The sequence below is a fragment of the Microbispora catharanthi genome (assembly GCF_006334915.2).
Taxonomy (GTDB): domain Bacteria; phylum Actinomycetota; class Actinomycetes; order Streptosporangiales; family Streptosporangiaceae; genus Microbispora; species Microbispora catharanthi.
This window is the reverse complement of record NZ_VDMA02000006.1, coordinates 258,097-270,842: the sequence shown is the minus strand read 5'-3', so window position 1 is coordinate 270,842 and position 12,746 is coordinate 258,097. Positions and strand designations below refer to the sequence as shown.

Below are 12,746 nucleotides of genomic sequence, written 5' to 3'. Positions count from 1 at the left end.
AGCGGCAGGGGCGGCCACAGCCTCACGTCAACCGGCCGGGCGCGGCATTTCTCGGCCCGCACCAGGACCGGAGGCAGGCCCGCGCCGACCGGTTGCGGCGGGGCCGGTGCGTCTAGTTCGCTGTGGCGCATGTCACCCCGCGGGAAACTCCTTGTCGCCCTGCTCTCGGCCGTCCTGGTCGCGTCGTGCGCCGGACCCGGAGAGAGGCGCCGTACGGTGCACGCGTCGTCGGACACCCCTCGGCCGCAGTCGCCGGCCCGGCGTACGCCCACGCCCGGACAGCCGGCCGCCCGGCCGGCGTCCCCGCTCCTGCCCGCCCCCACCATGGCGGGACCATGGCGGCCGGTGCGCGTCCTACCGGAGGCGGAACTTTTGACGTTCACCGGCGTGGCGATGCGAGCGGACGGGAGCGCCTGGGCCGTCGGCGCGGGCGCCGACAACGAGGCATGGGTGGGACGGTTCACCGTACGCGGCTGGAAGCGGGTGCCGCTGACCGGTGTGGAGGGCCCCGGGCGCGCCGTGGTGGTGGACCAGCAGGATCACCTGTGGGTCTTCACCGGCGCCCCCGATTATGCGCCGGACATGTCCCGATCCTCTGCCGCACGGTGGGACGGCCGATCCTGGCGGGTCACCGATCTCGGCGGCGGCCTCGGCATCACCCGGGCACGGGCGATCGGCCCGGAGGTGTGGTTCCTGGCGCGGAAGGGCGACGCCGGCCAGACGAGCGCCACCGTCGTCGAGCGCCGGCGGCCCGACGGCCGCTGGACGGACACGCACGTGCCGATCCGGGCCGAGTCGATCGACGGGCGCACCCCCTCTGATGTGTGGGCGGTGGGCCGGGACACGGCCACCCGTCAGCCCGCCGCGGCGAGGTGGAACGGCCGCGCCTGGACCAGTGTGGCCCTTCCCCGCCTGCCGTTGGTGGAGGGGTTGAGCGCGCTCTTCTGGGACGTCCTCGCACGCGGCACGAGGGACGTGTGGGCGGTCGGGGGCGTCTTCAACGACACCGGCGACGAGGAGCTCGCACAATGGCTGATCGGCCACTGGAACGGCCGCGAGTGGTCCATGGACGTCATCCGCGACGAGGAGCTCGACGGGACGGGTCTCACCGAGATCGTGGACGACGGGAGGCACGGCGCGTGGATCGAGGCGCAGTGGGGCGTCCGGCTCCTCCACATGGACCGGCACGGCCGCATCACCCTGCGCCAGCGCCTGGAGGACGGCAAGTGCGAGGGAGGTGACGTCACGGCCCTGGCCTCCCGGCCCGGGACGCCGGCGCTGTGGGCGGTCGGGACCCGTTCCTCCTGCAAGGGCGGCGGGGTTCGCAGAGCGACCGTCTACCGCGCCGCCGCCTGATCCGCCCGGCCCGCCCGCGGCGTACGCCGGGGCCCCCGGTCTTGCGGCCAGTGGACTCGCAGCCGTATATTCGTATGCGAGTAAGCGAGCAGGAGGGTGATCGTCGATGGCGAAGCGGCGCAAGGTGGCGAACCTGCTGGCGTTGGCGGTGCTCTCCGCGCTCGCGCATCGGCCGATGCATCCCTACGAGATGGCGGCGGCCCTGCGCGGCTGGAACAAAGAGCACGACATGGGGATCAAGTGGGGGTCTCTCTACACGGTCGTCGGCAACCTGGCCAAGCATGGGCTGATCCAGGAACTGGAGAGCGGTCGCCAGGGGCGCCGCCCCGAGCGGACCGTCTACCGGATCACCGAGGCGGGCCGGGAGGAGCTGGTCGACTGGACCCGGGAGCTGCTCCGCGTCCCCCACACGGAGTTCCCGTGGTTTCGCGCCGGCCTGTCGGTCATGGCGGTGCTCCCCCCGGACGACGTGGCCGGGCTGCTCACCGACCGGCTCGCGGCGATCAGGAAGGGGATCGCCGGGCTGGAGGAGCTCTACGAACGTGACAGCGCGCAGGTGCCGCGTCTTTTCCTCATCGAGACGGAGTACGACCTGGCGATACTCAAGGCGGAAGAGGGCTGGATCGGCGCCCTGCTCGACGAGCTGACCGCGGGCACCTTCCCCGGCCTGCCGGAGTGGCGGGCCTTCCACGAGGCCGGCGGACTGCCGGCCGAGATGAAGGAACTCGCGGAAAAGAACATCACCGACATTTAGCCCTGGTGGCGGTGCTGCAACACCGCCACCAGGAGAACCTTCGAACCGGCATGCGGTGGCCCGAAGATGCAACGAATCGAGAATAACGGGTCTCCTCCCATGACGGTTCGGCGAGCACGTCAATCGACAGGAGGAGAAATGAAGAACGTCGCGATCATCGGCGGCGGCATCGCCGGCCCGGTCACCGCGCTGGCGCTGCGTAAGGCGGGCATCGACGCCACCGTCTACGAGGCGTACCCCACCAGCGCCGACGGCGTCGGCGGATCGCTCGTCCTCGCCCCCAACGGCATGGCGGCACTGGAGATCGTCGGTGCGGCCGACGCGGTGCGGGCGGCCGCGCAGCCCAGCACACGCTCGGTGATGACGCTCGGCAGTCGCACGCGCCTGGAGCTGCCCAGCCTGTCCCAGGTCGGACCGCTGCACGCGGTCCGGCGCGCCGACCTCTACCGGGCGCTGCACGACGAGGCCGTGAAGCAGGGCGTCAACATCGAGTACGGCAGACGGCTCACCGGGGTCGAGGGCACCACAGCGGTCTTCGAGGACGGCAGCCGGGCCCGGTTCGACGTCCTGGTCGGCGCCGACGGCGTCCACTCCACCGTTCGCCGGCTCATCGACCCGGACGCGCCCGGCCCGAAGTGGACCGGGATGCTCGGCCTGGAAGGCGTGTCCTCGCACGAGGTGCCCGAAGACCCGGAGACGACGGTCTTCGCCTTCGGCAGGCGCGGCTACTACCTCTACTGGCTGAACGCCGCGGGCGGCACCACCTGGGGCGTCAACCTGCCCTACCACCGCCCCCTGTCCCTCACCCAGGCCCGCGAGGTGCCGCGCGAGGAGTGGATGCGCATCCTGTGTGAGAAGTACGGCGAGGACGTGCCCGGCGGGGATCTGCTCCGTCACACCCCGGTGACATCGATGCAGGTGACGGGGGCCCTCTACATCATGCCCAGCGTCCCGCACTGGTATCGGGATCGGATGGTCCTGGTCGGCGACGCCGTCCACGCGCCGTCGAACAGCTCGGGGCAGGGCGCGTCGCTCTCCATCGAGAGCGCCGTCGAGCTCGCCCGCTGCCTGCGGGACATCGAGGACGTACCACGGGCGTTCGCCACGTACGAGCGGCTCCGCCGCACCCGGGTGGAGAAGGTCGCGGCACGCACCTCCAAGATCATCAGCGCCAAGACGCCGGGTCCGGTCATGCAGAAGCTGGTGCCGCTTCTCATGCCGCTGATGGTGAAGACGTTCCTGAATCCGGACAAGACCGTGGGCCCGGAACAGCGCTACCGCATCGACTGGGACGCGCCCGTCGGCGCCCTCTCCTAGGAACCCGCAGCCGGAAGCCGAACCACGACAGGCCGGTCCCGCCACGGCGGAACCGGCCTGTCCGCGGAGTCGCGGGACGTCGGTGGTCGCGACGCCTGCCCCACCCGCGGCGGCGTATGTCCTGCCCGGGGCGGCGCGCGTCCTACCTGCGGCGGCTTTGGCGGCCGAGGAGCCAGCCGATGACGGCGCTGCCGAGCGCCACCCCGGCGCCGGTGCCGAACGCCGCGAGCATCGTCCAGGCCGGCACACCCTGGCGGGGCGCGGCCGGGACCTCTCGCGTGAACACCCGCGGCGCGGCCTCCCCGGTCACGGCCGCCGCCACCGCCGCACGCTCGTCGCCGGCCGCCGCCACCGGCGCGACCTCGGCGACGACGGTTTCCACGGATCCGGCGGGGACGGACAGCAGGTGCCGCTCGACGGCGGAGAAGAACTCCCCCGCGGTCTTCTTGGCGACCGAGGCGAGCATCCGCTGCCCCACGCCGCCGATCATGCCGCCGACGACGGCCTCGGCGTCGTAGTCGATCCGGGTGCCGCCTCCGGCGTCGCTGAGCCGTACGGCCACGGTCGCCTCGACCGTGCCGGGGGCGCCCTGGCCGCGTGCGCCGAGCGTGAACCGGTCCGGCTCCTCCTGGTCGCGCAGCGCCACCTCGCCCTGGTAGACGCCCTTGATCGAGGCGACCCCCGCGGTCACCGTCATCGCGTACACGTGCTCGCCGATCGTCTCCAGGCGCTCGCAGCCGGGGATCGTCCGAACCAGGACGCCGGGGTCCTGGAGGGCGTCCCAGACCCGCTTGCGCTCCGCCGCGACCAGCGCGCTGCCTGAGACCTTCATGGGCCACCTCCGATGCCGAGCACCCTAGAGAATCACCCGTACGGCGAGAACGGCAACATCTGCCCCGCCACGGCGCCGCGGTCGTGCAGAGTTCACATGCCCCGGAGGCACGGCCGGCTACCGGAGTCATGACCATAACGCCGCGCCGCGCCCGCACTCGTCGGCGCCGCCGGGGAGCAGGCCGATCGCGGCCGGCGCGCTCGTACGTCAGCCTCGTCACCTTCTCCACGACGCGCCCGGCCAGGTTGTAGCCCGCCTGGCTGTAGGACGCCCGGGCGCCGGGCGGCGCGAGCGGTTCCAGCCCGGCCGTCCCCGCCACGTAACAGGCCGGCGCGTCGTCCCCCTCCCCCGTGTTTGTGATCAGTCCCCAGCCCGGCCCCGCGGTGTGGTGGCCCGTACACCCGTCCACCGATCCGGCCTTCGCGCCGTCAACCGCGCGGCGTACGAGTGAATCAGCCGCGCGGCGGACGCGGCACTTGTCATCGTTCGTCCATTCTTGATCCCGTGCCTCCCCAGGAGGCGCTCCCGGCGGGACGGGACCCCTGTCCCTGGTGACCGGGACGGTCCGACCGCAATCGTCGGTACTGCAAGCGACGGGGATCCGGCACCGCGAACCGGGGTCCGGGCGGCACACCGCCCGGCTGTGACGAAGATCGCACCTCGCGGAGCCCTAATGCTCTACAGCTTGTAGTACTACTGGTTATAGAACTACGAGCTGTAGAGCTCCGGCGTGAGGGAGACATGGACGCGCTTGACCTGGCACGGTGGCAGTTCGGGGTGACCACCGTGTACCACTTTCTCTTCGTACCCCTGACGATCGGGCTGGGCGTCTACGTCGCCGGGCTCCAGACCGCCTGGCACCTGACGGGCAAGGAGCACTACCTCAGGCTCACGAAGTTCTTCGGCAAGCTCTTTCTGATCAACTTCGCCATGGGCGTGGTCACCGGCATCGTCCAGGAGTTCCAGTTCGGGATGAACTGGAGCGAGTACTCGACCTTCGTCGGCGACGTGTTCGGCGCGCCGCTGGCACTGGAGGCGCTGCTCGCGTTCTTCCTGGAGTCGACGTTCCTCGGCCTGTGGATCTTCGGCTGGGACCGGCTGCCCAAGCGGATCCATCTCGCCTGTCTGTGGGCGGCCGTCATCGGCTCCAACCTGTCGGCGTACTTCATCCTCGCGGCCAACGCGTGGATGAAGCACCCGGTCGGCTACGAGGTCGTGGACGGCAGGGCCAGGATGACCGACCTGTGGGCGGTGCTGACCAACTCGACGGCCCTCGCCCAGGTGCCGCACGTCGTCGCCGCCTCGTTCGTCGTGGCGGGCGGGTTCGTCATCGCCGTCGCGGGCTACCGCATCCTGCGTGAGCGCGGGCTCGGCCTGCGGCCCGAGCGGTCTCGGAAGGACGGCCGCCCGGCCCGTACGGCCGTCGGGGACGCCACCACGCCGATGCGCCGCCTCCCGGACATGTGGCGGACCAGCCTGCGCGCCGCGCTCGTCATGACGGCGATCGCGGGGGCCGTCGTCGCCGGCAGCGGCGACCTGTCCGGCCAGTTGCTGCGCGAGCAGCAGCCGATGAAGCTCGCCGCGGCGGAAGGCCTGCGCCACGACACCGCCGGAGCGCCGTTCTCGATCGTGCCCGGCGTCGAGGTGCCCGGCCTGCTCAGCCTGCTCGCCGCGCACGACCCCGGCGCGACGGTCCAGGGCGTCGACGACATCCAGGCGCGGTACGAGAAGACCTTCGGCCCGGCCGACTACACCCCGAACCTGCCGGTCGTCTTCTGGTCGTTCCGCGTGATGATCGGCTTCGGCATGGCCACGGTCGGCCTGTCCGCGCTCGGCCTGTGGCTGACCCGGCGGCCCCGGCGGCGGCAGGGCGGCCCGGCGAAGCCGGTGCCTGGCTGGTTCGCCCGCCTGTGCGTGCTGGCGCTCCCGCTGCCCGCCGTCGCGATCATCTCGGGGTGGCTGCTCAGCGAGATCGGCCGTCAGCCGTGGACCGTCCAGGGCGAGCTCATGACGGCCGCCAGCGTGTCGCCCGGCGTCTCGCTCGGCGAGGTCGCGATCACCCTGGCGATCTTCACGGTCCTGTACGGCGTGCTGGCGGTGGCCGAGGGCGTGCTGCTCATGCGGCACGTCAAGGCGGGCCCGGAGCTGCCGCCGGTCGAGAACATGCCCGCCGGCACCGTTCCCGCCCGCCCCGACGAGGCGCGGCTCACGCCGACGCTCATGTACTGAGGAGCCACGAGATGACGACCTTCTGGTTCATCGTGATCGCGTTCCTCTGGACGGGTTACTTCGTCCTGGAGGGATTCGACTTCGGGGTGGGCGCGCTGCTGCCGCTGCTGTCGCGCTCGGAGGCCGACCGCAGGCAGGTGCTGGCCACCATCGGGCCGGTCTGGGACGGCAACGAGGTGTGGCTGATCACCGCGATCGGAGCGATGTTCGCCGCCTTCCCGGCCTGGTACTCCGGCCTGCTCAGCGGCTTCTACCTGGCGGTCTTCCTCGTCATCGCCGGCTTGGTCGTGCGCGGCGTGGGCCTGGAGTGGCGGGGCAAGGTCCACTCCCGGCGCGAGATCGCGCTGTGCGACGCCGGGATCGTCACCGGCAGCGTGCTCCCGGCGTTCCTGTGGGGCGCGATCTTCGGCAACCTGCTGTTCGGCACGGCGCTGGCGACCGTGCTCGGCGGGGCCCTGTCGCTGTCGGTGGCCGTGCTGCACGGCGCGGTGTTCGTGGCGCTCAAGACGACCGGCGGGGTCCGGGCCCGCGCCCGCCGCGCCGCGCTTCTCGCGGCCGTCGGGGCGGTGCCGGTGGCGATCGCCACGCTGCCGTCCGTGCCCGGCAAGGGGCCGATGTGGACGCTGGGCACGGCCCTGCTCGCGGCCGCGGCGCTGGCGGCCGGGGTGACGCTGGTGTGGGGCCGCCGGGAGGGCTGGGCCTTCACCGCGACCGCGACCGCGATCGCCGCGACGACCGCCACCGTCTTCGGCGTGCTGTGGACCGCTCCCCTGCCCGGGCTCACGCTGGCCGAGGCGGCCTCGGCGCCGTACACGCTGACCGTCCTCACCTGGATCGGCCTGATCGCCCTGCCCGGCGTCATCGCCTACCAGGCCTGGACCTACTGGGTCTTCCGCAAGCGCCTCACCGCCGAAGTGTCCTGACTCAGGAACGGGACGTGTACTCCGGCGCTCTGACGGTGGTCACCGTTCCAGGCGCAGGTGGTGGAGGTCGGAGGGGGAGACGGGCATCCGGGCGATCGTGATGCCCTCGGCGTCCTCGACCGCGGAGGCGATGACGGCCGAGACGGGGATGACCCCGGCCTCCCCCGCGCCCTTGATCCCCAGCGGGTTCAGCGGTGAGGGCGTCTCCAGGTGGGCCGTCTCGATGCGCGGCACCTCCGTGGCGTACGGCATCAGGAAGTCCATGAACGAGGCGTTCAGCAACTGGCCGTGCTCGTCGTAGACCATCTTCTCGTACAGCGCCCCGCCGACGCCCTGGGCGACCCCGCCGTGGATCTGCCCCTCGACGATCATCGGATTGATCAGCTTGCCGCAGTCGTGGACGACGGCGTAACGCAGGATCCTGATCTCCGCGGTGTCGAGGTCGGTCTCCACGATCGCCGCGTGCATGCCGGCGGCGAAGGTGGACCTGACCGGCGAGTAGTAGTCACGGCCCTCCAGACCCGGCTCCTCCCCCTCCGCCACCGGCGGCCGGTCGTCTGAGGCGGGGCCTGCGAACTGGGTGGCCCGTTTGGCCTCCTCGTCGAAGGCGTATCGCAGCGGGTTGGACAGCACGGCGACGGTCGCCAGCGGGATCGACGCCGACGGCACGCCGGCGACGTGGACCATCCCGTCGGTGATCTCCAGGTCGCGCGGGTCGGCCTCCAGCGCCTCCGCCGCGATCCGCAGCGCCTTCTCCCTGACCTTCCGGCAGGCGAGCGCGATCGCGTTGCCGCTCATCACGGCCGCCCGTGAGGCGAAGGTGCCCACGGCGTACCCGAAGCGCCGGGTGTCGCCGGTGACGACCGACACCTTCTCGATCGGCACGCCGAGCTCGGTGGCCGCGATCTGGGCGAACACGGTCTCGTGCCCCTGTCCCTGGGAGGTCAGGCCGGTCGAGACGTGCACCCGGCCGTCGGAGGTCACCTGCACGTGCCCGCCCTCGTAGGGGCCGACGCCGGTGCCCTCGACGTAGCAGCCGACGCCGATGCCGATCCTGCGTCCCTCGGCCGCCGCGCGGGCCTTCGTCTCCGGGAAGGAGTCCCAGCCGATCAGCTCCTTGAGCATGCGCAGCGCCTCGGGGTAGTCGCCGCTGTCGTAGATCAGCGGGCGCCCGTCCTGGAACGTCATGCCCTGGTCGTAGGGGAACTCGTGCGGCTGGATGAAGTTGGCCGCGCGGACCGCGGTGCGGTCCCTGCCGAGGTGGGCGGCGATGCGGTCCATCGTCCGCTCCATGCAGAACACGCCCTGCGGGCGGCCCGCGCCCCGGTAGGGCGTGACCTGCACCGTGTTGGTGTAGATCGAGGAGAACTCGACCCGGTAGGCCCCCACCTTGTACGGCCCGAGCAGCTGCGTCGAGGTGATGATCGGCACGATGATCCCGTACGGCGTGTAGGCGCCGTGGTCGTGCAGGATCTCGACCTCGAGGCCGAGCACGCGCCCCTCGTCGTCGAACCCGGCCCGCACGTGCTGGACCTGGCCGCGCTCGTGTGACGACGAGACGAAGTGCTCGCGCCGGTCCTCGGTCCACTTCACCTCGCGGTTCAGCAGCCGGGCCGCCCATGGGACGAGGACCTCCTCGGGCCACGGATGCACGATCTTGACGCCGAACCCGCCGCCGACGTCGGGCGCGATGACCTCCACCTTGGGCAGCGGCAGCCCGAGCTTGGCCGCGATCGCCATCCGCACGCTCGTGGACGTCTGCGTGGAGGAGTAGACGCGCAGCGACCCGTCGTCGGCGTCCCAGCGGGCGTACACGCCCTTCCCCTCCAGGGGCGTGCACGCGCTGCGCTCGACGTCGAGGCGGAACTCCAGCGTGTGCGGGGCGGCGTCGATCGCCTCCCGCGCGGTCAGGCCGCCCGGTCCCGGCACCTCCTGGACGAGGTGCGCGCCGATGTTGCCCGGCACGTCCTCGTGCACGAGATGAACGCCGCGCACGGCCTCCTCGATGCCCACGACGGGCTTGAGGATCTCGTAGTCGACCCGGATCAGGGCGCAGGCGTCCTCGGCGAGGTAGCGGTCGCGGGCCACGACCATCACGACCGGCTCGCCGACGTGCCGGACGATCTCCCGGGCCAGCGGGTACGCCGTGCGGCCGTGGGTGAGCGCGGGGTGCGGGATCAGCAGCGGCAGCGGCTCGGCCAGCGCGCCCGGCAGGTCCTCCCACGTGTAGATCGCGACGAGGCCCTCGACGTCGAGGGCGGCCGACACGTCGATGTCGAGGATCCGCGCGTGGGCGTGCGGCGACCTGACGAAGGCGGCGGCCAGCGCGCCTCCGCCCAGGTCGTCGAGGTAGCGCCCCTGACCGGTGATCAGCCGGGCGTCCTCGCGCCGCCGGACCGGCTCGCCGAACAACCTGGTCGTCACCGGTCCTCCTCCGCCTGGATCTCCGCTGCCCGGTGGACCGCCTTGAGGATGTTCTGGTAGCCGGTGCACCGGCACAGGTTGCCCGCCACGGCCTTCAGCGCCTCCTCCTCGGTCGGTGCGGGGTTGTCCCGCAGGAACGCGGTGACCGTGCACAGGAACCCCGGCGTGCAGAACCCGCACTGCAGGGCGTGGCACTCGGTGAAGGCCCGCTGGACCGGCGACAGCTCGCCGTCGCGCGCCAGCCCCTCCACCGTCGTGATCTCGTGGCCGTCCACCGTGACGGCGAACGTCAGGCACGACCGCACCGGCTCGCCGTCCAGCAGCACCGTGCAGGCGCCGCAGACGCCGTGCTCACAGCCCACGTGGGTGCCGGTGAGGCCGAGGTCGTGGCGCAGGCAGTCCGACAGCAGCCGCCGCCCGGGCACCGTCGCCTCCCGCACGACCCCGTTGACCGTCAGCCTCACGTGATGGCCTGTCTCGTTCACGATTCCTCCCCGCGGGCCGCGGAGGCGGCGTCCCGCAGCGCCCGTGCGGCGAGCACCCCGGTGAGGTGCCGCCGGTAGTCCGCCGTCGCGTGGATGTCGCCCTCCGGATCGATCCGGTCCCGTACGGCTTCCGCCGCGGCCTCCCAGCCGGCCGAGGCGGCCGGGCGCGGGCCGCAGGCGGCGGTCACGTCCACCACCACCGGGACCGGTCCCACGCTCACACAGGCGACGCGGGCGGCGGCGATCCGGAGGTCCTCGTCCAGCGTGACGGCGGCGGCCACCCCGGCCACCGCGTAGTCGCCGTGCCGCCGGGCCACCTCGTGGAAGGCCGTGCCCGACCGCCGGGGCAGCGCGGGGAAGAACGCCGACACGGCCAGTTCACCGGGCCGCAGCGCCGACTCCATCGGGCCGGTGAAGAACTCCGAGGCCGGCACCTCCCGCTCCCCGCCCCGGCTCGCCAGCCGTACGGACCCGCCGAGCAGGGCGAGCACGGCGGGCATCTCGGCGGCGGGGTCGGCGTGCACGAGGCTGCCCACCACAGTGCCGCGGTTGCGGATCACGGGGTGGGCGACCAGCCGCAGCGCCTGCCGCAGCAACGGCTGCGCGGCGGCGGCCTCCGGCGAGCGCTCCACGGCGGCGTGGCGGGCCAGGGCCCCGACGCGTACGCCGGACGGCCCGGCCTCGATCCCGTCCAGGCCGGGCACGCGGTTCACGTCGACGATGTGGGCGGGCGCGGCCAGCCGCATGTTGAGCAGCGGGATCAGGCTCTGGCCGCCCGCCAGCACCTTCCCGTCGGGCCCGGCCTCGGCGAGGACGTCGAGCGCCTCGCCGAGGGTGGCCGGGCCGTGGTAGCCGAACGGAGGCGGCTTCACCGCGTTCGCACCCGCGGCGCGGGCCGTTCAGACGGCCGGGTCGCGTTCGAGCCCGATCTCCCCACCCGTGACCTCCTTCGCTCGTCTGCCCGCGATGGCGCGGAGCAGGTGATAGCCGGCGAGCACCACGATCGTGCCGAGCGCGATCCCGGCGAGCGAGAAGTCGCCGGTGATCTGGTGGGTGACCGGCCCGATCGCGAGGATGATCCCCGCGCCGATCGGCACCATGTTGACCGGGTCGGCGAAGTCCACCCGGTTCTCCACCCAGATCTTGGCGCCGAGCAACCCGATCATGCCGTACAGGATGACCGTGACGCCGCCGAGCACGCCGCCGGGCGTGGCGGCGACCAGCGCGCCGAACTTGGGGCACAGGCCGAACAGGATCGCGATGACCGCGGCGATGTAGTAGGCGGCCGTCGAGTAGACCCGCGTGGCCGCCATGACGCCGATGTTCTCGGCGTACGTCGTGGTGGGCGAGCCGCCGACGGCGGTGGCGACCACGGTGCCGACGCCGTCGGCGATGACCGCCCTGCCCATCTGGGGGTCGACGTCGGCGCCGGTCATCTGGCCCACGGCCTTGACGTGGCCGACGTTCTCCGCGATCAGGGCGATCACCGCGGGCAGCACGACCAGCACGGCCGACGCCTGGAACGACGGGGCGTGGAAGTGCGGCAGCCCGATCCAGTCGGCGTCGGCGACGGCCTGGAAGCTCACCCGGGGGTGGGTGTCGATCTTCCCGGTGCCCGCGTTGTAGGCGGTGATGTTCCCGAAGACCTTGTCGGCGAGCCAGGACAGGACGAACCCGAAGACCAGCCCGAGTAGCACGCCGATCCGGCCGAGGAAGCCGCGGAAGAGCACGATGAACACGAACGTCGCGACCATCGTGATGAGCGCGATCCACGGGTCCTGCGGCCAGTACACGTCGGCCACGACGTACGCCAGGCCGAAGCCGATCAGCAGGACCACCGCGCCGGTCACGACCGGGGGGAAGACGCGGTGGATGATCTGCACGCCGAGCACGTGGATCGCCACGCCGCACAGGGCGAGCACCAGGCCGGCGACGAGGATCGCGCCGGTCACGACCTGGTCGGCCGCCGGGGTGTCGCCGCCGAACGCCGCACGCACCGCCACGACGCCGCCGACGAACGACGCCGACGTGCCCAGGTAGCTGGGGATACGCCCCTGGGTGAAGAGCAGGAACAGGATCGTCGCGACGCCCGACATCATCACGGCCGTGTTCGGGTCCAGCCCCATGACGAGGGGGAACACGAAGGTCGCGCCGAACATGGCGATCACGTGCTGGGCGCCGATGCCGACCATGCGCGGCCAGCTCAGCCTCTCGTCCGGTTTGACGACCTCCCCGGGGGCCAGCCCTCTCCCGTCGCCGTGCACTGTCCATCTGAAAGCCATTTACGCCCCTCTTGGTACTGGGCCGTGGGCCGGGCGGCCACCCCGCAGGCGTCCCTCCGCGGCGTTCTAGACCGTTTGGGGCACTTTAGGACTGGCGTGCGCGACAGACATGGGCATGATCTGCCAAACCGGCGAGCTCCGGAG

At 72.2% G+C, this 12,746-nt stretch carries 10 protein-coding genes and 1 pseudogene; 5 read left to right on the top strand and 6 right to left on the bottom strand.

Features of this window, described 5'->3' with window-relative positions:
* Window positions 1-129: 129 nt before the first annotated feature.
* The 3 genes from FH610_RS13820 to FH610_RS13810 all read left to right on the top strand — a co-directional run bounded on the left by FH610_RS13820 (window position 130) and on the right by FH610_RS13810 (window position 3,427).
* Window positions 130-1,356 (top strand): hypothetical protein, encoded by a 1,227-nt coding sequence (locus tag FH610_RS13820; protein ID WP_139574753.1) that lies wholly within the window; start codon window positions 130-132, stop codon window positions 1,354-1,356.
* Between the two features lie 106 nt (window positions 1,357-1,462).
* A complete protein-coding gene (locus FH610_RS13815) occupies window positions 1,463-2,110 on the top strand; it encodes a PadR family transcriptional regulator (RefSeq protein ID WP_139574751.1) in 648 nt (215 codons plus the stop codon).
* A gap of 138 nt (window positions 2,111-2,248) precedes the next feature.
* Window positions 2,249-3,427, top strand: a complete 1,179-nt coding sequence (locus FH610_RS13810) for an FAD-dependent oxidoreductase (protein WP_139574748.1) — start codon at window positions 2,249-2,251, stop codon at window positions 3,425-3,427.
* Window positions 3,428-3,569: 142 nt separating this feature from the next.
* Here FH610_RS13810 and FH610_RS13805 read toward each other — a convergent pair whose 3' ends face one another.
* Window positions 3,570-4,259 (bottom strand): SRPBCC family protein, encoded by a 690-nt coding sequence (locus FH610_RS13805; protein WP_139574747.1) that lies wholly within the window; start codon window positions 4,257-4,259, stop codon window positions 3,570-3,572.
* 193 nt (window positions 4,260-4,452) lie between these two features.
* Window positions 4,453-4,578: pseudogene (locus tag FH610_RS45635) on the bottom strand (serine hydrolase); the annotation flags it as partial.
* 422 nt (window positions 4,579-5,000) lie between these two features.
* Between FH610_RS45635 and FH610_RS13795 the strand changes: the two are divergent.
* Together FH610_RS13795 and cydB are read left to right on the top strand one after the other, a co-directional pair.
* Window positions 5,001-6,488, top strand: a complete 1,488-nt coding sequence (locus FH610_RS13795) for a cytochrome ubiquinol oxidase subunit I (RefSeq protein WP_139574746.1) — start codon at window positions 5,001-5,003, stop codon at window positions 6,486-6,488.
* Between the two features lie 11 nt (window positions 6,489-6,499).
* On the top strand, window positions 6,500-7,411 hold the full coding sequence (gene cydB / locus FH610_RS13790; RefSeq protein WP_139574745.1) for a cytochrome d ubiquinol oxidase subunit II: 912 nt from the start codon (window positions 6,500-6,502) through the stop codon (window positions 7,409-7,411).
* Between the two features lie 39 nt (window positions 7,412-7,450).
* Here cydB and cutA read toward each other — a convergent pair whose 3' ends face one another.
* The 4 genes from cutA to FH610_RS13770 are packed head-to-tail and all read right to left on the bottom strand — an operon-like array spanning window position 7,451 to window position 12,602.
* On the bottom strand, window positions 7,451-9,835 hold the full coding sequence (cutA, locus tag FH610_RS13785) for an aerobic carbon-monoxide dehydrogenase large subunit (protein WP_139574744.1): 2,385 nt from the start codon (window positions 9,833-9,835) through the stop codon (window positions 7,451-7,453).
* A complete protein-coding gene (locus FH610_RS13780; RefSeq protein ID WP_139574743.1) occupies window positions 9,832-10,320 on the bottom strand; it encodes a (2Fe-2S)-binding protein in 489 nt (162 codons plus the stop codon). Before FH610_RS13780 ends, cutA begins: the two co-directional genes overlap by 4 nt.
* Entirely contained in the window at window positions 10,317-11,192 is an 876-nt protein-coding gene (locus tag FH610_RS13775) for an FAD binding domain-containing protein (protein ID WP_139574741.1), read from the bottom strand. The genes FH610_RS13780 and FH610_RS13775 overlap by 4 nt, the downstream gene beginning before the upstream one ends.
* A 27-nt stretch (window positions 11,193-11,219) precedes the next feature.
* The gene (locus FH610_RS13770; protein WP_139574739.1) at window positions 11,220-12,602 is read right to left on the bottom strand and encodes a uracil-xanthine permease family protein; all 1,383 of its coding nucleotides are present in this window, start codon (window positions 12,600-12,602) and stop codon (window positions 11,220-11,222) included.
* Between the last annotated feature and the right edge of the window lie 144 nt (window positions 12,603-12,746).